Source organism: Cupriavidus sp. FW216-B1 (assembly GCF_058789195.1).
In genome coordinates this window covers 30,865-52,658 of record NZ_JBYTEL010000032.1, presented here as the reverse complement: position 1 = coordinate 52,658, position 21,794 = coordinate 30,865, and the positions used below count along the sequence as shown (strand labels likewise).

Below are 21,794 nucleotides of genomic sequence, written 5' to 3'. Positions count from 1 at the left end.
AAGCGATGCTCGACACCCTCACCTTCGGCTTCCTCGGCGGCGGCAACATGGCCACCGCCCTGATCGGCGGCCTGATCGCCCGCGGCGTGCCCGCCACCTCGATCCGCGTGGTCGACCCGTTCGAGGACGCCCGGGCGCGCCTGCGGCGCGACCACGGCGTGCATGCCGCCGCCGCGCCCGACGCCGCCTTCGGCGCCAGCGACGTGCTGGTGCTGGCGGTCAAGCCGCAGCAGTTCCGCGACGCCGCCGCGTCGCTGGCGCCGTATCTCGCCGACAACCTGATCGTCAGCGTGGCCGCCGGCATCCGCCTGTCCGACATGCAGCGCTGGTTCGGCGGCCACGCGCGCCTGGTGCGCGCCATGCCCAACACCCCGGCGCTGGCCGGCATCGGCATGACGGGCCTGGCCGCCGCGCCCGGCCTCGGCGAGCGCGACCGCGCGATCGCCGGCGCGCTGGCCGAAGCGGTCGGCAAGTGCGAATGGGTGGAAGGCGACGCGCAGATCGACGCCGTCACCGCGATCTCCGGCAGCGGCCCGGCCTATGTCTTCTACTTTGTCGAGGCGATGGAAAAGGCCGCCGCCGAACTCGGCCTGAGCGCCGCGCAGGGACGCGCGCTGGCGGTGGAGACCTTCCGCGGCGCCGCCGCGCTGGCCGCGCAGTCGGCGGAGCCGGTCAGCGTGCTGCGCGAGCGCGTGACGTCGAAGGGCGGCACCACTTACGCGGCGCTGATGTCGATGCAGGCCTCGGGCATCGGTGACGCTTTCGTGAAAGCCATGCACGCGGCCGCCGCGCGCGCGGCGGAGATGGGCGCGGAATTCGGCAAGGACTGAGCCGGGAAAGCAAAGCGCAGGAAGACGCGGCGCAAACCCGCGATTCCGGGGCACCAGCCGAAGCCGGCGGATGGGCCGACACCGTGCGGGCGGGCCCAGGCAAGGTGTCCTCCCCAGGAATCAGCGCAGCGCGTAGGCCGCCGCCGTCCCCGCGAACACGAACGCGCCGAGCCAGTTGTTGTGGCGGAACGCGGCGAAGCATTGCATGCGGTCGCGGCCGCGGATCAGCGTGTAGTGATAGGCCACGCAGACGGCCGCGGCCGCCAGCCCGGCCCAGTAGGGCCAGCCCAGTCCGAGCCGGGCGCCGGCCCACGCCATCAGGCCGAGGAAGGCGGCGTAGCACAGCATGATGGCCGCCACGTCGAAGCGGCCGAAGGTGATGGCCGAGGTCTTCATGCCGATCAGCAGGTCGTCGTCGCGGTCGACCATCGCGTAGGCGGTGTCGTAGGCCACCGCCCAGAACACGTTGGCCAGCAGCATGATCCACGCCACCGCGGGCACCTCGCCGCGCACGGCGGCGAAGGCCATCGGGATGCCGAAGCCGAAGGCGATGCCGAGATAGGCCTGCGGAATGGCGAAGAAGCGCTTGAAGAACGGATAGGTGGCCGCGATGATGGCCGCCGCCACCGCCAGCCATTTGGTCAGCGCGTTGAGCGGCAGGATCAGCACGAAGGCCAGCAGCGCCAGCACCGCCGCCACCGCGATGGCTTCCCACGCGGCGATCTTGCCGGCCGTGAGCGGGCGTTCCTTCGTGCGCTTGACGTGCTTGTCGAAGTCGCGGTCGGCCCAGTCGTTCATGGCGCAGCCGGCCGAGCGCATCAGGAAGGTGCCGGCGAAGAAGATCCAGAACAGGCCCCAGGCGGGCGGCCCGCCTGCGGCCATCCACAGCGCCCACAGCGTGGGCCACAGCAGCAGCAGCGTGCCGATGGGCTTGTCGATGCGCACCAGGCGCGCGTACAGGGCGAGGCGTTCGAGCATGGCAGGGGTCCGCGATGCGGAGGGCGGACGGAAAAGCTGGGACGTTGAACGAAAAACGCGCCGCGGCCCGGTCGAGGCGCGGCGCGCGAGGCGGCTGATGGTCAGGCGGTCAGGCGGCGCGGGGAACGCGCCCGGATGACAGGCGCGTGACACGCGATTGACGCTCGCCGGCAGTCGGCGAAGGGGCGGCCGGCCTTCCGGCGCCCCCGTCAGCGGCGCCGGCCGGCGCCGACCGGCAACTCAGGCCAGCATCGAGCGCAGCATCCACGCGGTCTTTTCGTGCGTCTGCATGCGCTGGGTCAGCAGGTCGGCCGAGGGTTCGTCGCCGGCGGCGTCGATCACCGGGAACAGCGAGCGCGCGGTGCGCACCACGGCTTCCTGGCCTTCGACCAGCTTGCGGATCATCTCGGTGGCTTCGGGCACGCCCTCTTCCTCGGCGATCGACGACAGGCGGGCGTATTCCTTGTAGGTGCCCGGCGCCGGGTAGCCCAGCGCGCGGATGCGCTCGGCGATGGAGTCCACCGCCAGCGCCAGCTCGTTGTACTGGGTCTCGAACATCAGGTGCAGCGTGTTGAACATCGGACCCGTGACGTTCCAGTGGAAGTTGTGGGTCTTGAGATAGAGCGTGTAGGTATCCGCCAGCAGCTTCGAGAGACCTTCTGCGATCTTCTTGCGTTCTTTGTCGGAAATACCGATGTTGACGCTCATCTCATTTTTCTTTGCCATGATAGGTACGCTCCAGATCTGGGGGTGGCCACGAAAACTGCCGCGCGACTCGGACGCGGCACAACCCGCACATTATGGCATCACCCACCGAAGACGGACAAACCGCCGGTGAAAGTCCGCGCGGCGTCCAGGAACATCGCGGCGGCGCCCAGCGCGATCACCGCCATGCCGATTTCCTTGCGCCACAGCTTGCGCTGCAGGCGCGCCGCATCGGCATGGCCGGCGCGGTCGTGCGCGTCGTGGCGCAGTTGCTGCAACTCGCTGACGAACAGGTCGATCATGGCCATGATGGTTCTCCTTGCGTTGCCGTCCGGCCGGCGCCCCCCGGGGCGCCGGCCGGGCCGGGGTATGACTTCGGTTACTTCAGGTTGAGCGCGCGCTTGACGCCCTCGCCGTAGGCCGGGTCGGCCTTGGTGAAATGCTCGATCTGCACGCGCACGATGTCTTCGGGCACGCCCTGCATGGCCGCCGCGATGTTCGCGTACAGGCGCTGGCGCTGCGCCTCGTCGAACAGGCGGAACAGCGCGCCGGGCTGGCTGTAGTAGTCGCCGTCGACGCGGTGGTCCCAGTGGTCGGCGGCCTGCCCGTCCAGCGCCAGCGGCGGTTCCGCGGCGCGCTCGCTGGCGGCGTAGGCGCCCAGGCGGTTGGGCTCGTAGTTCAGCTTGCCGCCCTGGTTGCCGTCCACCCGCATCGCGCCGTCGCGGTGGTAGCTGTTGGGCACCGGCACCTTGGGCGCGTTCACCGGGATCTGGTTGTGGTTCACGCCCAGGCGGTAGCGCTGCGTGTCGCCATACGAGAACAGCCGGCCCTGCAGCATCTTGTCGGGCGAGAAGCCGATGCCGGGCACCACGTTGGCCGGGTTCATCGCCACCTGCTCGACCTCGGCGAAGTAGTTGTCCGGGTTGCGGTTGAGCTCCAGCACGCCCACGTCGATCAGCGGGTAGTCCTTGTGCGGCCACACCTTGGTGAGGTCGAACGGGTTGATGTGGTACCTGGCCGCCTCGGCCTCGGGCATGATCTGCACGCGCACGTTCCAGCGCGGGAAGTTGCCTTTCTCGATGTTCTCGAACAGGTCGCGCTGGGCGCTCTCGCGGTCGCCTGCCACCACCTTGGCGGCTTCCTCGTTGGTCCAGTTGGCGATGCCCTGCGCCGACTTGAAGTGGAACTTGACCCAGAAGCGCTCGTTGGCCGCGTTGATGAGCGAATACGTGTGCGAGCCGAAGCCGTGGATCTGGCGGTAGTTCTGCGGCAGGCCGCGGTCGCTCATCAGGATGGTGACCTGGTGCAGCGATTCGGGATGGCGCGACCAGAAATCCCACACGGCGACGGCGTCGCGCAGGTTGGTGCGCGGGTTGCGCTTCTGGGTGTGGATGAAGTCGGGGAACTTGAGCGGGTCGCGCACGAAGAACACCGGCGTGTTGTTGCCGACCACGTCCCAGTTGCCTTCGTCGGTGTAGAACTTGATCGAGAAGCCGCGCACGTCGCGCTCGGCATCGGCCGCGCCGCGCTCGCCGGCCACGGTGGAGAAGCGCATGAAGATCGGCGTCTGCTTGCCGACCTGGCCGAACACCGAGGCCTTGCTGTACTTGCTGATGTCATGCGTGACGGTGAAGGTGCCGTGGGCGCCGGAGCCCTTGGCGTGCACGCGCCGCTCGGGAATCACCTCGCGGTCGAAGTGAGCGAGCTTTTCGAGGAACCACACGTCCTGCAGCAGCATGGGGCCGCGCGGGCCGGCGGTCTGGGAATTCTGGTTGTCGGCGACCGGCGCGCCCGCGCCGGTGGTGAGAATGTCCTTGTCCTTGCTCATCATGACCTCTTTTGTGGGTGATCGGGAAGTTCTGGCTGGGGGAACCGGTTTGGCAAGCCGCCGGGTAATTTCAGTACACCCGGGCGTAACAGGCAAGGCAATCGGCCACCGCGCCCGCCAGCGTGCGCAGGAGGTTGCCCCGGTCGGTGAATTCGATGCTGTTCATCTGTGGCTCCCCTGGATGATCGGCACGCAATGTGTCGATGGAGGCAGTCTACGGACAATCTATTAAATTTGAAATTCAATAATTTCTAACTATGAAATAGACGTCACCTATGTCCTCCGGGCGGAGCCGCGGAATCGGCGAAAAATCAGCAAAAAATCGGCGGAAAACGGGGGACGGGAGAGCGCGGCGGGACGGGCGGGAAGCCCGTCCCGGAACAGGCAACGCGGGGCCCCGCTCAGGCGGCCTCGGCCAGTTCCTTGGCGGCCAGCTTGCTCACGCCGGGCAGGTCGCACGCGGCCACCGCGCGGCGCAGCGCTTCCATCGCCGGCAGGCGGGTGAAGCTCTTGCGCCAGGCCAGCACCACGCGCCGGTCGGGCACCGGGTCGGTGAACGGCACGTAGGCCAGCAGGTCGTTCTTGTTCGGCTTGAGATCGGGCACCGAGGTGCGCGGCAGCACCGTGATGCCGACGCCGCTGGCCACCATGTGGCGGATGGTTTCCAGCGAGGAGCCCTCGAAGGTCTTCTGGATGCCGTCGGCGGCCTGCGAGAAGCGCGACAGTTCCGGGCACACGCCCAGCACCTGGTCGCGGAAGCAGTGGCCGCTGCCCAGCAGCAGCATGGTCTGCTGCTTGAGCTCGTCGGGATCGACGTGGCTGGCCTTCTCGAGCTGGTGGCCGCGCGGCACCGCCACCACGAAGGGCTCGTCGTAGAGCGGCTGCACCGTGAGGCCGGAGTCGGCGAACGGCTCGGCCATGATGGCGCAGTCGATCTCGCCCTGCTTGAGCAGCTCGATCAGCTTGACCGTGTAGTTCTCCTGCAGCATCAGCGGCATCTGCGGCACGGTCTGGATCATCTCCTTGACCAGCGAGGGCAGCAGGTAGGGCCCGATGGTGTAGATCACCCCCAGGCGCAGCGGCCCGGCCAGCGGATCCTTGCCCTGCTTGGCGATCTCGCGGATGGCCATCGTCTGCTCCAGCACGCGCTGGGCCTGCGCCACGATCTGCTCGCCGATCGGCGTCACCGACACCTCGGAGGTGCCGCGCTCGAAAATCTGCACATTGAGCTCGTCTTCCAGCTTCTTGATGGCAACCGACAGGGTCGGCTGCGACACGAAGCAGGCTTCGGCGGCCCGGCCGAAATGGCGCTCGCGCGCCACGGCGACGATGTACTTGAGTTCGGTGAGCGTCATGACTTATCAATTCCCGTTATGCGATAGATTTTACCTTCGAATCACGGTTCTGTCAGAGGTCGCCGTCGATGCGGCGCATGCGGTGCTTCATGGCTGTCTCACTGCCGTCATATGTGACCATTGGGCGTCTTCGGTGCCGCCGGACGCCCCGGTCCCCGGGGTCAGGCCTTGAGGAAATGCTCGCGCCCGCCGAGCCAGCGCAGCAGGTGCGCGTCCACCGCCTCGGGGTAATGCGCCAGCATCAGCTCGGCGGCTTCCTGGGCGTAGTCGACCAGCCAGGCGTCGGTTTCCAGGTCGGCGAAGCGCAGCATCGCCTCGCCGGACTGGCGCGCGCCGAGGAATTCGCCGGGGCCGCGGATCTGCAGGTCGCGCCGGGCGATCTCGAAGCCGTCGGTGGTCTCGCGCATGGTGGCCAGGCGCTCCTTCGCGGTGGGCGACAGCGGCGCCTGGTACATCAGCAGGCAGACCGACTCGGCGCTGCCGCGCCCGACCCGGCCGCGCAGCTGGTGCAGCTGGGCCAGGCCGAAGCGCTCGGCATGCTCGATCACCATCAGCGAGGCGTTGGGCACGTCCACGCCGACCTCGATCACCGTGGTGGCGACCAGCACCTGCAGGCGGTTGGCGATGAAGTCGCCCATCACCGCGGCCTTCTCGGCCGGCGGCAGGCGGCCGTGCACGAGGCCCACCTTGAGCTCGGGCAGCGCCGCCACCAGGGTTTCGTAGGTTTCCACCGCGGTCTGCAGCTGCAGCGCCTCGCTTTCCTCGATCAGCGGGCAGACCCAGTAGATCTGGCGGCCGTCGGCGGCGGCGTGGTGCACGCGCTCGATCACCTCGTCGCGGCGCGCGTCGTTGACCAGGCGCGTGACCACCGGGCTGCGCCCGGGCGGCAGCTCGTCAATCACGGAGACGTCGAGATCGGCGTAGTAGGTCATGGCCAGCGTGCGCGGGATCGGCGTGGCCGACATCATCAACTGGTGCGGCACGGTCTCGGCGCGCGCGGCCGGCGCGACCTCGCCGGCGTCCGCCTCGGCCTTGCCGCGCAGCGCCAGGCGCTGGGCCACGCCGAAGCGGTGCTGCTCGTCCACCACCGACAGGCCCAGCCGCGCGAACTTCACGCTGTCCTGGATCAGCGCGTGGGTGCCGATGACCAGCCGGGCCTCGCCCGACTCCACCCGCGCCGCGGCCTCGCGCTTGGCGCGCGCCTTGAGGCTGCCGGCCAGCCACACCACCGTCACGCCGAGCGGCTCCAGCCACGCCGAGAGCTTGCGGAAGTGCTGCTCGGCCAGGATCTCGGTGGGCGCCATCAGCGCGGCCTGGTAGCCGGCGTCGATGGCCTGGCAGGCGGCCAGCGCGGCGACGATGGTCTTGCCGCTGCCGACGTCGCCCTGCAGCAGGCGGTGCATCGGGTGCGGCGCGCCCATGTCGGCGGCGATCTCCTCCACCACGCGCTGCTGCGCGCCGGTGAGCCGGAACGGCAGCGCGTCGAGGAAGGCGCCGAGCAGGCCGCCGGCGCGGCGCGGCATGGGCGGCGCGCTCTTGTCGCGGCGCGCGGCCTGCGAGCGCTTGAGCGAAAGCTGCTGGGCCAGCAGCTCGTCGAACTTGATGCGCTGCCAGGCCGGGTGCGAGCGCTCAGTCAGCGCGTGCTCGTCCACCTCCTGCGGCGGCGCGTGCAGCAGGCGCAGGCATTCCGGCAGCGGCCGCAGCCTGAGCGGCGCCAGCGGGCCCTGCAACACCGGCTGCGGCAGCGTCTCGGGCAGCGGCGTGCGCCCCAGCGCGCCGCCGATGGCCTTGCGCAGGTAGGCCTGCGGGATGCCGGCGGTGCTCGGGTAGACCGGCGTGAGGCGGTCCGGCAGCGCCTCGCCGGGCGCCACCGCGCGCACCGTGGGATGGACCATCTCGGCGCCGAAGAAACCGCCGCGCACCTCGCCGCGCACGCGCAGGCTGGCGCCTTCGGCCATCTGCTGGGCCTGGTTGCCGTAGAAATTGAGGAAGCGCAGCGTCAGCTCGCCGCTGTCGTCGGCGATCTTCACCACCATCTGGCGGCGCGGGCGGAACGTGACCTCGTTGGACGTGACCACGCCCTCGACCTGCGCCGTCAGGCCCAGCCCGGCGCGCCGGATCGCCTCGGCGATCGGCAGCAGCGTGGTCTCGTCCTCGTAGCGCATCGGCAGGTGCAGCACGAGGTCGACGTCGCGCCGCAGGCCGAGCTTGTGCAGGCGCGCCATCGCCGAGGACGGCTTGCCGGCCGCGCCCTTGGCCGCCCCGGCCTTGCCCGGCCGCCCCGGCTTGCCCGCGGCGGGCGCGGGGCTGTCGGTGGTTTCCTGGGTCGGGTCGGGAGCGGTTCCTGGCATCGGGCGGGCTTGGGGGTGGCGAAAGGAAGGCGGCGGCAGGCCGGTCCGGGTTGGCGCCGGCGGCGTCGGGCGCGCAAGGCGCCGCAACCGGCCGGCAAATAGGCGATATCATGCGCGCCCGGGCGGCGCTGCCGCCCCAAGCCTTACAATATCGGATTCGCCGATTGTACCTATGCCGGCCGCGCCACTGCGCGGCCCGCCGCCGTTTTTGCCCGCTTTTGCCCCCATGACGCTGACGTTGTCCGATTTCGATTTCCCGCTGCCGCCCGAACTGATCGCGCAGACCGCCCTGCCCGACCGCGGCGCCAGCCGGCTGCTGGTGGTGGAAACCGACGCCCAGACCGGCGCCACGCGCATGGCGGACCGCGGTTTCGCCGACGTGGTGGACTACCTGCGCCCGTCGGACCTGCTGGTGTTCAACGACACGCGCGTGATCAAGGCGCGCTTCTTCGGCCACAAGGGCAGCGGCGGCAAGGTCGAGGTGCTGGTCGAGCGCGTGCTGGACACGCATACCGTGCTGGCCCAGGTGCGCGCGTCCAAGACCCCGCCCGAGGGCAGCCGGCTGCGCCTCGCGGATGCCTTCGACGTCACCGTGGGCCCGCGCGTGGACCAGTTCTTCACGCTGCGCTTCCCCGCGCCGGCGCTGGACCTGATCGAGCAGCACGGCCGCCTGCCGCTGCCGCCCTACATCACCCACGACCCGGACGCCTACGACGAGACGCGCTACCAGACCGTCTACGCGCGCGCGCCCGGCGCGGTGGCCGCGCCCACCGCCGGCCTGCATTTCGACGAAGCGCTGTTCGCGCGGCTCGACGCGCTCGGCGTGCGGCGCGGCTTCCTGACCCTGCACGTGGGCGCCGGCACCTTCCAGCCGGTGCGCACCGAGAACCTGGCCGAGCACAAGATGCACGCCGAGTGGTACGAGATCTCCGCAGACCTGGCCCGGGCCGTGCGCGAGACCCGCGCCGCCGGCGGGCGCGTGATCGCGGTCGGCACCACCTCGCTGCGCGCGCTGGAATCGGCCGGCGCGGCCGACGGCACGCTGGCCGCGGGCCGGGGCGATACCGACATCTTCATCACGCCCGGCTACCGTTTCCGCGTGGTCGACGCGCTCATCACCAACTTCCACCTGCCCAAGTCGACGCTGCTGATGCTGGTCTCGGCGCTGGCCGGCGTGGAGCCCATCCGCGCCGCGTACCGCCACGCGGTGGCGCAGCGCTACCGCTTCTTCAGCTACGGCGACGCCATGCTCCTGACCCGCCAGCCGCAGCCCTGAGCGCGCCGCGCCAGCCCGACCCCGCATCCAGGATATTCGCCATGCTCGACTTCGAACTGCTCACCACCGACGGCAACGCCCGCCGCGGCCGCGTCACCCTCAACCACGGCGTGGTCGAGACCCCGATCTTCATGCCGGTCGGCACCTACGGCTCGGTCAAGGCGATGTCGCCGCTCGAACTCAACGAAATCGGCTCGCAGATCATCCTCGGCAATACCTTCCACCTGTGGCTGCGCCCGGGGCTGGAGGTGGTGGAGAGCCACGGCGGCCTGCACCGCTTCATGGGCTGGGACAAGCCGATCCTGACCGATTCGGGCGGCTTCCAGGTGTTTTCGCTGGGCGCGCTGCGCAAGATCACCGAGGACGGCGTGACCTTCGCCTCGCCGGTCAACGGCGACAAGCTGTTCCTCTCGCCCGAGATCTCGATGCAGATCCAGCGCACGCTGAACTCCGACATCGTGATGCAGTTCGACGAATGCACGCCCTACGAGATCGAGGGCCGCCCGGCCACGCACGAGGAGGCGGCCGCGTCGATGCGCATGAGCCTGCGCTGGGCCCGGCGCTCGATCGACGAGTTCAACCGCCTGGCCAACCCCAACGCGCTGTTCGGCATCGTCCAGGGCGGCATGTTCGAGGACCTGCGCGATGAGTCGCTGGCGGGCCTGTCCGAGCTCGACTTCCACGGCTACGCCATCGGCGGGCTGTCGGTGGGCGAGCCCAAGGAAGACATGATGCGGGTGCTCGAGCACGTGGCGCCGCGCCTGCCCGCGCACAAGCCGCACTACCTGATGGGCGTGGGCACGCCCGAGGACCTGGTGGCCGGCGTGGCCGCCGGCGTGGACATGTTCGACTGCGTGATGCCGACCCGCAACGCGCGCAACGGCTGGCTGTTCACGCGCTTCGGCGACGTCAAGATCAAGAACGCCGTGCACCGCAACGACACGCGCCCCCTGGACGAGAGCTGCGGCTGCTATACCTGCCGCAACTTCTCGCGCGCCTACCTGCACCACCTGCACCGCGTCGGCGAAATCCTCGGCGCGCGCCTGAACACCATCCACAACCTGCACTACTACCTGCAGCTGATGGCCGAGATGCGCGAGGCCATCGGACAGCACCGCTTCACGGCGTTCCACACGCGCTTCGCCGCGGACCGTGCGCGCGGGGTGCAATAGGCGCCACTTTCCACGCCGGCCGGCGCGCCGGCGCGGCCGCCGGAACTTTCCGCCACGCGCCGGTCGAACAGCCGGGTCCGGCGCGCTACGGGGCGGCGCGCAAGGGGCCCCGAACAAACCCGTAAATCCCCGCAAATGCCCGGATCGGACATGGAAGGCGATTGCAAGCGGGTGGTAGAATGACCGACTAACTGACTGACTTTGTGACGGAGAAGCGACGTGCTGATTTCTAACGCATTTGCCCAGACCGCCGGCATCACCGGCGGCGCGGCGGGTGGCCTGATGAGTTTCCTGCCCATCATCCTGATGTTCGCGGTATTGTGGTTCATCATGATCCGCCCGCAGATGAAGCGCCAGAAGGAATCGAAGGCAATGCTGGAAGCGCTGGCCAAGAACGACGAAGTCGTCACCGCCGGCGGCATCCTGGGCCGCGTGACCAAGGTGAACGAGCAGTACGTGACCCTCGAGATCGCAGCCGGCACCGAAATCACGGTGCAGAAGAACGCCGTGACCACGGTGCTGCCCAAGGGCTCGCTGAAGGCCCTCTGAGCATGGCGCCGCGGGTGGCGCGCCGCATGCGCGACGTCCCGCGGTCCGCTGCAGCCGCTGCTCTTGCTGCCGCTTTTACTGTTTTTTCGCCGGCTTTTTCGCCCTTCCCGGCACGCCATTAGCGCGCGTGCCCCTGCAGCCGCCTGATCCAGCCCGGGTTGTCCGTGGATGCCAGGCGGCTGTTTGCCAACCGGTGCGGGTGCCCGACCTCCCGCCGACCACACCGTCCGACGGTATGCCCGGCCCCGCCAACCGCAGAACGACTGGCCAAAGATGAATCGTTATCCGCTTTGGAAATACCTCGTGATCCTGGTGGCGCTGGCCATCGGCATCATCTACACGCTGCCGAACTTCTTCGGCGAGGCGCCCGCCGTGCAGGTCTCCTCGGCCAAGGCCACGGTCAAGGTCGACCTGGCCACGCAGAAGCAGGTCGAGCAGGTGCTGGCGCAGAACAGCCTGCAGCCCGACGGCATGTTCTTCGACGTCAACGGCCAGACCGGCTCGGTCAAGGCGCGCTTTCGCACCACCGACGAGCAGCTCAAGGCCAAGGACGTGCTGACGCGCGCGCTCAACCCCGACCCCAATGACGCCACCTACGTGGTCGCGCTCAATCTGCTGTCGGGTTCGCCGCGCTGGCTGACCGCGCTGCACGCGCTGCCGATGTACCTGGGCCTGGACCTGCGCGGCGGCGTGCACTTCCTGCTGCAGGTGGACATGAAGGGCGCGGTCGACAAGAAGCTCGACAGCCTGGCCGGCGACGCGCGCACGCTGCTGCGCGACAAGGGCATCCGCCACGGCGGCATCGACCGCGACGGCGAGCGCCTGACGGTGCGCTTCAACAACGCCGAGGACGCTGGCAAGGCGCGCGGCATCCTCGCCGACAGCCTGCGCGAGCTGGCCTTCGAGGCCGACGGCAACAACCTCACCGGCGTGTTCACCGACGCCGCCCGCCGGGCGGTGCAGGACGCGGCGGTCAAGCAGAACATCACCACGCTGCACAACCGCGTGAACGAGCTCGGCGTGGCCGAGCCGGTGATCCAGCAGCAGGGCTCGGACCGCATCGTGGTCCAGTTGCCGGGCGTGCAGGACACCGCCAAGGCCAAGGACATCATCGGCCGCACCGCCACGCTGGAGGCGCGCCTGGCCGATCCGGAAGCGCCGCGCAACCCGCGCCCGGGCGACCCGATCCCGTTCGGCAGCGAACTGTTCACGCAGGGCAACGGCGCGCCGGTGGTGCTCAAGAAGCAGGTCATCTTCACCGGCGACCGCATCGAAAGCGCCTCGGCCGGCTTCGACCAGAACCAGCGCCCCTCGGTCAACATCAAGCTCGACGCCCAGGGCGGGCGCGTGCTGCGCGACGTCTCGCGCGAGAACATCGGCAAGCCGATGGGCATCGTGCTGTTCGAGAAGGGCAAGGGCGAAGTGCTGACGGTGGCGACCATCCAGTCCGAGCTGGGCTCGAGCTTCCAGATCACCGGCTCGTACTCCACCGAGGCCGCCAACGACCTGGCGCTGCTGCTGCGCGCCGGCTCGCTGGCCGCGCCGATGGAAATCATCGAGGAACGCACCATCGGCCCGTCGCTGGGCGCCGACAACATCCAGAAGGGCTTCGACTCGGTGGCCTACGGCTTCAGCGCCATCGCCGTCTTCATGGTGCTGTACTACATGCTGTTCGGCGTGTTCTCGGTGGCCGCGCTGGCCATCAACCTGCTGCTGCTGGTAGCGGTGCTGTCGATGCTGCAGGCCACGCTGACGCTGCCGGGCATCGCCGCCATCGCGCTGGTGCTGGGCATGGCCATCGACGCCAACGTGCTGATCAACGAGCGCATCCGCGAGGAACTGCGCGCGGGCGCCTCGCCGCAGATGGCCATCGCCACCGGCTTCGACCGCGCCTGGGCCACCATCCTCGACTCCAACGTGACCACGCTGATCGCCGGCCTGGCGCTGCTGGCCTTCGGCTCGGGCCCGGTGCGCGGCTTCGCGGTGGTGCACTGCCTGGGCATCCTGACCTCGATGTTCTCGGCGGTGTTCTTCAACCGCGGCCTGGTCAACCTCTGGTACGGCCGCAAGAAGAAGCTGCAGGGCGTGGCGATCGGCCAGATCTGGAAGCCGGGTTCGGACAACCAGGGCACCGTCGCCAAGTAGGCATCGGGACAGCACAAGGCCGCCGCGCCGGGCGCGGCGGCCAAACAGCATAAGCACGGCGGCAAGGGCCGCCGTACAGAACAGGATTCAACATGGAATTCTTCCGCATCCGGCGCGACATTCCGTTCATGAAGCACGCGTTGGTCTTCAACGTGATTTCCTTCCTGACGTTTGCCGCGGCCGTATTCTTCCTCTGGCACAAGGGCCTGCACCTGTCGATCGAGTTCACCGGCGGCACGGTGATGGAGGTCAACTACCAGCAGACCGCCGATCTCGAGAAGATCCGCGGCCAGGTCGGCAAGCTCGGCTACAGCGACGTGCAGGTGCAGAACTTCGGCACCTCGCGCGACGTGATGATCCGCCTGCCGATCCAGAAGGGCGCGGACGGCAAGCCCGTCACCTCGGCCCAGCAGAGCGAGCAGGTCATGGGCGCGCTGCAGGCCGCCACGCCCGACGTCAAGCTCCAGCGCGTCGAGTTCGTCGGCCCGCAGGTGGGCAAGGAGCTGGCCACCGACGGCCTGCTGGCGCTGCTGTGCGTGGTGGCCGGCATCGTGATCTACCTGTCGTTCCGCTTCGAATGGAAGTTCGCGGTGGCCGGCGTGATCGCCAACCTGCACGACGTGGTGATCATCCTCGGCTTCTTCGCCTTCTTCCAGTGGGAATTCTCGCTGTCGGTGCTGGCGGCGATCCTGGCGGTGCTCGGCTACTCGGTCAACGAATCGGTGGTGATCTTCGACCGGATCCGCGAGAACTTCCGCAAGTACCGCAAGATGACCACGCACGAGATCATCGACAACGCGATCACCAGCACCATCTCGCGCACCATCATCACCCACGGCTCGACCGAAATGATGGTGCTGTCGATGTTCTTCTTCGGCGGCCCCACGCTGCACTACTTCGCGCTGGCGCTGACCGTCGGCATCCTGTTCGGCATCTACTCGTCGGTGTTCGTCGCCGCGGCGCTGGCCATGTGGCTGGGCGTCAAGCGCGAGGACCTCGTCAAGGGCGACAAGAAGCCGGGCGAGATCGACCGCAACGACCCGAACTACGGCGCGCAGGCCTGACCGGACTGACGCCGCAATGAAAATGGGCACCTTCGGGTGCCCATTTTCGTTTGTCTTGCCGATGCGCTGCGCGCCGCCGCTTGCCGAAGGTTTGCGCCCCTCTCCCCGTGAGGGGAGAGGGAGAACACCTTGCTTGGGTTAGCTCTGGCGGCTTGGGCCCATTCGCGGGCTTCGTCAATCGCCCCGGGGTTGCCAATCAGAACTGCTCGATCCACACCGCCAGGCGGTCCGCCGGGAATTCCACGCTGCGCTCGGCCGCGCGGAAGACGATGACATCGCCTTCGCGCGTGGCCTTGAGCGCGCCGCCGGCCTCGTCGAGCCACAGCAGGCCGGCCAGCCAGGCCGCGTGCTGCGCCGAGACGTCCTGCTTGACCGGCTCGCCGAGGTATTCGGCCAGCGCGGCGGGGCGGGTCCAGACCAGCGCGTCGCCGTCGCGGCGCACCGTGGCCGCGCCCTCGCCTTCGGCCAGCACCTCGGCCAGCACCGCCACCGCGTCGCCCGCGCCGCGGCCCGCGTAGCGCGCGCGCAGCGCGGCGAGCTGCGCCGCCACCGCGTGGCCGAAGCCGCCGCCGCGCTTGCTCTCCGCCGCCACGAGGTCGGCGTAGTCCATCAGCAGCCAGTCCGGCTCGGGGTTCTGCACGCCGGCCAGCGCGGCCGAGGCCAGGTAGGTCTCCACCGGCTGGAAGCGCTCCGGCGCGCTCAGGCTGGCGGCCAGCGCGCGCACCAGCCCGACGCGCGTGGCGATGGTCTGCTTCTGCAGCACGCTCAGCTTCTCGCGCACGAGCTGGTCGCGCTCCTTGCGCAGGCCGGCCATCTCCAGCGCCTGCTTAAGCTCCATGCGCAGCGCGGTGATGTCCCACGGCTTCTTGATGTAGCGGTGGATCTGGCCTTCGTTGACGGCCGCGACGGTATGCTCGATCTCCGAGTAGGCGGTGGTCAGGATGCGCACGATGTGCGGGTAGCGCTCGCGCGCGTAGCGCAGCAGCTCGTTGCCGTACTCGCCCGGCATGCGCTGGTCGGAAACCAGCACGGCGAGGCTGTCGGCGTGAGCATCGAGCAGCGCCTTGCCCTCTTCGACCGAGCCGCCTGTCACCACTGGCGCCAGGGCGCCGATGGCACGCTGGAAATACTTGACCGCCGTGGCTTCGTCATCGACGAACAGAATCGCCGGTGAAAGTGCCTGCGTGGCATTCGGTTCGTTCATCGATCACTCCTATGCATTCGACTCTTGGTATTGGGGAAATCCAGCGTGACGGTGGTGCCCGCGCCGGCCATTGACTCGATCCGGATGCCGCCACCGAAAGACTGCATCACACGGTTGCAGAAAATCATGCCCAGGCCGTTGCCGCCGGTGCTGGCGTGAGTCGTGACCGGGTCCACCAGCAGGCGTCCCATCACTTCCGGCGGAATGCCCGGGCCGTTGTCGCAGATGCGGATCGCCGCCTCTGGCTCGGTCGCCACCACGAAGCGCAGCGAGGGGGCGGCCACGCCGTCGAGCGCGCGCAGCGCGTTGGACAGCAGCGACGACAGCACCAGCGCCACGCAGTTGGGCAGCGTGCGCACGGCGAAATCGTCCTGCATCTCGACCGCCACCCAGCCGCGCTGCTGCCCCGCGAACGGGTAGGTGTCGAGCAGCGCGGCGATCAGCCCGCCGGCGGTCACTTCGCGGCTGGCGCCGGCCTGCGTGCTGGGCCGGCTGCCGGTGCTGCGCACCGACTGCAGGAACGACGAGATCACCGCCAGGCAATACTGCGCGTTGTCGTGCATCGCGCTGGCCGCCTGGCCGATTTCGCCCTGGCGCTGCGGATTGTATTCCGCCGCGATCCGGCTTTCGATGCCGCGCGCGAAATTGGCGATCGCGGCCAGCGGCGTGTTGAGCTCGTGCGCGAGGAAGGCCAGCGTCTCGTCGATGGCCATCAGGCGCTGGTGGCGCATCGAGCGCTCGCGGTAGCGCTCCGCCGCCATGCGCAGCGCGTCGCGCACCTGGCCGAGCCCGAGCGGCTTTTCCAGGATGCGGAACACCTCGCCGGTGTTGACCGTCTGCAGCAGCATGTCCTTGTCGGCGTAGGCCGTCACCAGCACGCGCACGATCTGCGGGTACTCGAGCGCGATCTGGCGCAGCAGGTCGCCGCCGTCGCGGCCCGGCATGCGGAAGTCCGTCACCAGCACCGCCACGCGCGCGCCCTCGCGGCGCAGGATGCCGACCGCCTCGTCCGCGCCGCCGGCCACCAGCACCTCGTACTCCGCGCCGACCGCGCGGGCGAAGTACTTGCATGCCATCTCCTCGTCGTCGACGTAGAGCACGGTAAGCCGGGGTTGCCTGGCGTCGCTCATGGCGTCCTCAGTCGGCGCGCGGCAGGTCGAAGCTGAACGAGGCCCACTGGCCCTGCTCGCTCTCGGCGAACAGCACGCCGCCGTGGCGCTCGATCACCGCATAGCTGATGGACAGGCCGAGGCCGAGGCCCTGGCCGACTTCGCGCGTGGTGAAGAACGGCTCGAACACGCGCGCGAGGTTCTCGGGCGCGATGCCGGGGCCGTTGTCCTTCACGGTCACGTGCAGGCGGCGCTCGACCCACTTCACGGTGGTGTGGATCGCCGGGTTCTGCGTGCCGGCCTTGCGCATGGCCAGCGCGGCGTTGGAGAACAGGTTGATCAGCACGCCGATCACGGCGGCCTCGTCGCCCAGCACCAGCGTGTCGGCGGGCAGCTCGCGCGTGACCGCGACGCCGCGCAGCTCGTGCGCGGTGAGGCGGATGGACGAGTCCAGCGCCTTCTCGAACAGGAACGGCGTGCCCTCGGCCTCGGCGCCCGGCTTGCGGTAGGCGAAGGTCTTGAGGTCCGAGACGATATGCTGGATGCGCTGCATGCCCTGCTTGGCGTCGACCAGGCATTCCTGCAGCATCGGCTCGTTCTTGGCCACCGGCTCCTCCATCGCCACCTCGATCGCCATCAGGCAGAAGTTCACCGGGTTGTTGACCTCGTGCAGCAGGCCCGCGGCCAGCGTGCCGATGGCGGCCATCTTTTCCTGCTGCAGCATCTGGCCCTTGATGTCGACCAGCTTGCGGTTGATGACTTCCAGCTCGGCGTTCTTCTGCGCCACCTCGGCCTTGAGGCGGAACAGCATGAAGCGCGCGCGCTCGTTGAAGAAGGTGTAGACCGCGCTGGCCGCCGCGGCGAACAGCAGGAACAGCGAATTGACGATGAAGGTGCCGACCGGCTCGATTCCGCCGGGATGGAACAGGCAGGCCAGCAGGTAGAACAGGTAGGAGAGCAGGCCGAACACCAGGTTCTGCCACAGGCCGAACGGCAGCGCGATGCCGGAGGCGAAGATGGCCAGGTTCAGCCCCACGTAGTACGGCGACTCCACCCCGTCGGTGTGCCAGATCATCCACGAGATCATGATCTGCGGCAGCAGCAGCCACGACAGCGTCAGCCACGGCGCGAAGCGCCGCCCGGCCGAGCTGTACAGCACCACGACGATGCCGGCGATCAGCAGCGACACCAGCACCCGCGCCACCGCGAACGGCGCCTGCAGCTGCGGGTACTGGCCGTAGTCCAGTCCCACGCCGAGCAGCACCAGCACGATGGCGGTATAGGCGCCGCCGCGGCTGAAGGCCAGGCGGAAGTCCGCCAGCTCGGTCTGGTAACCCGCGTAAAGTTGATTGGTGCTCATGGCTGGGCCGGCTGCTGGTGTGTCGCTGGTATGGCGGAACGGGGGTTCAGGATATGGTCGCTTCCGCGAACACGTTGACGCCGGTCTGGTCGACGTAGAGTCTGTGCCCGCTCGACTGTTCGGGCAGCAGCATACTCATCCTGGCCTCGTCGCGGTAGATCAGGTACCACTCCAGCAGGTGTTCCATGCCGAATTTCTCGGGATTGGCCGAATGGACGTTGGTCACCAGCAACTGTCCGCCGGGCCGCGTGCGCGCGGCGAAATAGCTGAGCAGGCGCGCGCACACCTTGTCCGAGAGATAGTCGAACAGGCCGGCGCAGTACACCGCGTCGAACTCGCGCAGGCTGGCGTCGTCGGGCGCGATCTTGCGCTTGAGCAGCTCGTGCACCGACTGGTGCACCATCTCCACCGCCACCTTGTCCTTGTGGCCGGCCGCGGCGGCCGAGCGCTCGATCGAGGCCTTGGTATAGGCCAGCGTCTCCTCGCTGAAGTCGACCAGCTGGAACGACAGCAGCTCGGGCTGCGGATACTCGCGCACGAAGCGCTGGATCTCGAAGGCCGGCCCGCAGCCCACGTTGAGCACGCGGAACGGGCGCCCGGCCGCGCGCGCGGCGTCGGCCTGGCGCGACAGGAAATCGACCAGCAGGTCGATGCGGTTGCGGTGGGCGGTGGCCACGGCGGCCTTGAGGAAGGCCGTGTTGACGATCTGGAAGTAGGTGGTCGGGCCTTGCTGCGGATCGCTCAGGATCTGGTTGACCATCTCGTAGTCGCCGGCATAGCCGAGCGGCTTGGTGAAGGTGCGGTAGACGAACGGCGCGCGCAGCAGCAGCGGGTGCAGCGCGGACTGCGCGTAGGTGCGGTGCACCGGCGCGATCTCCGCGTCGACCTGCTCGGCCTCGCCTTCCAGGCGGTCCAGGTAGGTCTTGGTCTTGAGCATGATCGGCGTGGCCAGCTCGTAGAACACGTCCTCGCGCAGCCGCCCGTCGACCTTGGGCAGGTTCTCGGTCAGGTCCACCTGCTCGACCCAGCGCGAGACTTCGGAGAGGAAGGCGCGCATCTCGTTGACCACGATCTGGTAGTCGCGCCGGATGTTGAAGCGCGCGTCCCAGTCGTTGATGAACAACTGCGCTTCGCGGCCGACCGACTTGGGCTCGTTGGTGAGGTCGCTCAGCTCGCGCCATTCGTCGATGAGCGTGAGGGAGACCACCGCGGTGAGGCCGGTGTTCACCAGGCTCATCACCACCGCCTTGCCCAGGTAGGCGTTCTTGCTGCCCATGCGCACACTCAGCTCGCTCAGCACCTCGCTGACCTGAACGATCGAGTACGGGTTGTAGATTTCCATCACCAGAGATTTTCTCTGGAGATTGATAATTGTGCCCCGCACCTGCTCGCCCTGCGAGTTGCGGAAGCTGACCACCGGATCGATTTGCGTTTGGGAGTACACGGTATGGCGCCAGAGAAATCCGAGAAACGCTGCCGGCCGGCCAGTCCTTGCCTGACTTGGCCGGGTACAGCTCGTACGGCGAGGGGATCGCTGCGATCGCTATGCTAGGCCGGCATCAAGGGGTACTGCTGGGATACATGTCGGTAATCGGTTGCGGGCATGGGCGTCCTCGTCTGATGGCAGGCACGCACGCGACTACACCCTGGTGACTGTGAGCGGGAAATGGCTGAACCGAGCGGAATCGTCGACTGGATGAGACTGTAACTGATTCCTAACGATTCATTGTACTGTGGCCGCCAGGTGCGGACAACATAACGCGGCGGCGCCGCGCGCGGTGTCCGCCGCGCCGGGCCGCGCCAACAAAAAAAGGGCCGGGGATCGCTCCCCGGCCCTTGCCGTGCCGCGTGCCGGGGGCGCCGCCCCGGCATGCCGCGCGTTCAGTCCACCTTCACGCCTTCGACCTGGATGGCCAGCTTGACCTGGGGCTTGAAGCCCATCTTCACGCCGTAGTCGATGCCGAAGTCGGCGCGGTTGAGAGTGCCGACGGCGTCGGCGCCGCAGGCTTCGCGCTTGAGCATCGGGTGCTGGATGCACTTGAACTCGCGGATCTCCAGCTTGACCGGCTTGGACACGCCGTGCAGCGTCAGCACGCCGTCGACCTCGGTCGGCACGTCGCCGTTGAACTTGGAGAACTTGCCCTTGTAGGAGGCGTCCGGGAAGGCATCGACGTCGAACATGTCCGGGCCCTTGACGTGCTGGTTCAGCTTGGCGTTGCCGAAGTCGACCGAGGCGGGATCGATCTTGACGTCGAGCGAGCCGGTCTTGGCCGCGCGATCCAGCGTCACCGTGCCGCTCGACTTCTCGAACTTGCCGCGCCAGACGGACAGGCCGCCCAGGTGGTCGGCCTCGAAGCTCGGGTAGGTATGGGTCGGATCGAGGTTGTAGGTCACCGAGTTGGCGGAGGCCACGCCGAACGCGGCGCTGGCGGTGATGGCCGCGGCGGCGGCGAGGATGGTACGCAGTTTCATGAGTTCTCCGGCGGAAAAATGGAACGGACAGCGATAAAACGAGAATGGCAGCGGGCGCGGCGCGCTCACTTCCTGGCCAAGGTCACGATGTGGAACTTGATCTGGACGTCGTCGGCGACCACGGAAGTGTCCTTCCATTCGCCGTCGCCGATGTTGAACGCGGTGCGCTTGATCGGCAGCACGCCGTCGAACACCTGGCTGGCGGCGTCCTGGCGGTAGGTCGCGGGCACCACCACGTCCACGGTCTTGCCCTTGATGGTGAGCTTGCCCGCCACCTCGAACTTGCCGGCGGCGCCAGCCTTGATGCTGGTGGACTGGAACACCGCCTTGGGGTACTTGGCCGCGTCGAACCACTCGCCGCCCTTGACCTCCTTGGTGGTCTCGGCGTCGCCGATCTCGAAGCTGGCGACGTCGATCTCGACCTTGGCCGAGGAGGTGGCCAGCTTGGCCGGGTCGAACGAGACGGCGGCGTCGAACTTCTTGAACTTGCCTTCCATCGGCACGCCGATCTGGCGGGCGGTGGCGGTGACCGAGCTCTTGCCGGCGTCGACCTGGGCCCAGGCGAGATTGGCGGCGATACCGGCGCTGGCCAGCGTAGCGGCCATCAGGAGCGCGCTCGGGCGGGGAATGCGTTTCATCAAAAACTCCTGTCGCTGAGAGGGCCTGCGCCCTCGGGGTCGGATATTCCGCTGATTCCGGCGGTTGCGGATTACTTCAGGAACGGCAGCATGCGGGCCAGCGTGCCGTCGCGCTCGATGAACTGGTGCTTGATCGCCGCGGCCGCATGGATTACGACGATGGCGGCCATCAGGTAGTTCAGCCAGATGTGCGTCTGCTTGAGGATCTCCTTGAGCGCGTCGTCCGGCCCGATCAGCGACGGCAGCGGCACGATGCCCAGGTAGACCACCGGCACGCCGGCGGCGCAGCTATACAGGTAGCCGGTCACGGGCACCACCAGGATCAGCATGTACAGCAGCATGTGGGCGCCGTGCGCGGCGGCGGCCTGCCAGGCCGGCGTGCCGGCGGCCGGCGCCGGCGCGCGGTGAGTGGCGCGCCACAGCACGCGCAGCACGGCGACGGCGAACACCGTCACGCCCAGCCACTTGTGCCACGAGAACAGCTTGAGCTTGAGCATCGACAGGCCCGGAATGCCGGTCATGTAGAGGCCGAGCGCGAAGGCGGCGAAGATCATCAGCGCGATGATCCAGTGCAGGCCGATCGCGGTCGCGCCGTAGCCGGCGGCGGACGATTGTGGCGAGGCAGCCCCGGCGCGCGCGCCGGTCTTGACTTGCGAATGCATGGGAGACCCCTGCCCGTGACGGGCGTTTCATCGACTTCTGCAAAAAGACAACGGCGGCGGACGGGCCGCCCGCCGTTGAATTCTCGCATTATTGTG

At 68.4% G+C, this 21,794-nt stretch carries 19 protein-coding genes; 6 read left to right on the top strand and 13 right to left on the bottom strand.

Translation table 11 applies throughout. From position 1 onward, the window contains the following. The first annotated feature begins 5 nt into the window (after positions 1 to 5). Positions 6 to 830 carry a pyrroline-5-carboxylate reductase gene (proC, locus tag AC3WXD_RS33200; RefSeq protein WP_492325525.1) on the top strand — a complete coding sequence of 275 codons (825 nt, stop codon included), beginning with the start codon at positions 6 to 8 and terminating at the stop codon, positions 828 to 830. Between the two features lie 120 nt (positions 831 to 950). Here proC and ubiA read toward each other — a convergent pair whose 3' ends face one another. The 6 genes from ubiA to recG all read right to left on the bottom strand — a co-directional run bounded on the left by ubiA (position 951) and on the right by recG (position 8,047). Beyond that, positions 951 to 1,808, bottom strand: coding sequence for a 4-hydroxybenzoate octaprenyltransferase (gene ubiA, locus AC3WXD_RS33195; protein WP_020204150.1), 858 nt, complete (start codon positions 1,806 to 1,808; stop codon positions 951 to 953). Between the two features lie 240 nt (positions 1,809 to 2,048). Then, positions 2,049 to 2,534, bottom strand: coding sequence for a Dps family protein (locus AC3WXD_RS33190; protein WP_029043847.1), 486 nt, complete (start codon positions 2,532 to 2,534; stop codon positions 2,049 to 2,051). A gap of 80 nt (positions 2,535 to 2,614) precedes the next feature. After that, positions 2,615 to 2,821: a hypothetical protein gene (locus AC3WXD_RS33185; protein WP_020204148.1), complete on the bottom strand. Its 207-nt coding sequence runs from the start codon at positions 2,819 to 2,821 to the stop codon at positions 2,615 to 2,617. Positions 2,822 to 2,892: 71 nt separating this feature from the next. After that, positions 2,893 to 4,341, bottom strand: a complete 1,449-nt coding sequence (locus tag AC3WXD_RS33180; protein WP_020204147.1) for a catalase — start codon at positions 4,339 to 4,341, stop codon at positions 2,893 to 2,895. Positions 4,342 to 4,742: 401 nt separating this feature from the next. Next, the gene (locus AC3WXD_RS33175) at positions 4,743 to 5,696 is read right to left on the bottom strand and encodes a LysR substrate-binding domain-containing protein (RefSeq protein ID WP_020204146.1); all 954 of its coding nucleotides are present in this window, start codon (positions 5,694 to 5,696) and stop codon (positions 4,743 to 4,745) included. Between the two features lie 161 nt (positions 5,697 to 5,857). Next, complete coding sequence (gene recG, locus AC3WXD_RS33170; RefSeq protein WP_492325524.1) at positions 5,858 to 8,047, bottom strand: ATP-dependent DNA helicase RecG; 2,190 nt, start codon at positions 8,045 to 8,047, stop codon at positions 5,858 to 5,860. Positions 8,048 to 8,273: 226 nt separating this feature from the next. Here recG and queA point away from each other — a divergent pair, with 226 nt between their 5' ends. The 5 genes from queA to secF all read left to right on the top strand — a co-directional run bounded on the left by queA (position 8,274) and on the right by secF (position 14,253). Continuing rightward, a complete protein-coding gene (gene queA / locus AC3WXD_RS33165) occupies positions 8,274 to 9,323 on the top strand; it encodes a tRNA preQ1(34) S-adenosylmethionine ribosyltransferase-isomerase QueA (protein ID WP_454732199.1) in 1,050 nt (349 codons plus the stop codon). Between the two features lie 41 nt (positions 9,324 to 9,364). Further along, positions 9,365 to 10,495, top strand: coding sequence for a tRNA guanosine(34) transglycosylase Tgt (gene tgt, locus AC3WXD_RS33160; protein ID WP_492325523.1), 1,131 nt, complete (start codon positions 9,365 to 9,367; stop codon positions 10,493 to 10,495). Positions 10,496 to 10,714: 219 nt separating this feature from the next. Beyond that, positions 10,715 to 11,044: a preprotein translocase subunit YajC gene (gene yajC, locus AC3WXD_RS33155; protein WP_020204142.1), complete on the top strand. Its 330-nt coding sequence runs from the start codon at positions 10,715 to 10,717 to the stop codon at positions 11,042 to 11,044. A 273-nt stretch (positions 11,045 to 11,317) separates the two neighbouring features. Further along, positions 11,318 to 13,189 (top strand): protein translocase subunit SecD, encoded by a 1,872-nt coding sequence (secD, locus tag AC3WXD_RS33150; RefSeq protein ID WP_029043846.1) that lies wholly within the window; start codon positions 11,318 to 11,320, stop codon positions 13,187 to 13,189. A gap of 92 nt (positions 13,190 to 13,281) precedes the next feature. Continuing rightward, entirely contained in the window at positions 13,282 to 14,253 is a 972-nt protein-coding gene (gene secF, locus AC3WXD_RS33145; RefSeq protein WP_020204140.1) for a protein translocase subunit SecF, read from the top strand. 196 nt (positions 14,254 to 14,449) lie between these two features. Here the strand turns inward: secF and AC3WXD_RS33140 are convergent, their stop codons facing one another. The 7 genes from AC3WXD_RS33140 to AC3WXD_RS33110 form a co-directional block, all read right to left on the bottom strand. Then, complete coding sequence (locus AC3WXD_RS33140; protein ID WP_020204139.1) at positions 14,450 to 15,457, bottom strand: response regulator; 1,008 nt, start codon at positions 15,455 to 15,457, stop codon at positions 14,450 to 14,452. Continuing rightward, a complete protein-coding gene (locus AC3WXD_RS33135) occupies positions 15,454 to 16,587 on the bottom strand; it encodes a hybrid sensor histidine kinase/response regulator (protein WP_020204138.1) in 1,134 nt (377 codons plus the stop codon). Before AC3WXD_RS33135 ends, AC3WXD_RS33140 begins: the two co-directional genes overlap by 4 nt. A gap of 7 nt (positions 16,588 to 16,594) precedes the next feature. Beyond that, positions 16,595 to 17,926, bottom strand: a complete 1,332-nt coding sequence (locus AC3WXD_RS33130) for a sensor histidine kinase (protein WP_020204137.1) — start codon at positions 17,924 to 17,926, stop codon at positions 16,595 to 16,597. A 46-nt stretch (positions 17,927 to 17,972) separates the two neighbouring features. Further along, positions 17,973 to 19,370, bottom strand: a complete 1,398-nt coding sequence (locus AC3WXD_RS33125) for a class I SAM-dependent methyltransferase (protein WP_029043845.1) — start codon at positions 19,368 to 19,370, stop codon at positions 17,973 to 17,975. A 437-nt stretch (positions 19,371 to 19,807) separates the two neighbouring features. After that, positions 19,808 to 20,398 (bottom strand): YceI family protein, encoded by a 591-nt coding sequence (locus AC3WXD_RS33120; protein WP_020204135.1) that lies wholly within the window; start codon positions 20,396 to 20,398, stop codon positions 19,808 to 19,810. Between the two features lie 65 nt (positions 20,399 to 20,463). Beyond that, positions 20,464 to 21,036, bottom strand: coding sequence for a YceI family protein (locus AC3WXD_RS33115; protein ID WP_020204134.1), 573 nt, complete (start codon positions 21,034 to 21,036; stop codon positions 20,464 to 20,466). Between the two features lie 71 nt (positions 21,037 to 21,107). Continuing rightward, a complete protein-coding gene (locus tag AC3WXD_RS33110; RefSeq protein WP_492325522.1) occupies positions 21,108 to 21,698 on the bottom strand; it encodes a cytochrome b in 591 nt (196 codons plus the stop codon). Between the last annotated feature and the right edge of the window lie 96 nt (positions 21,699 to 21,794).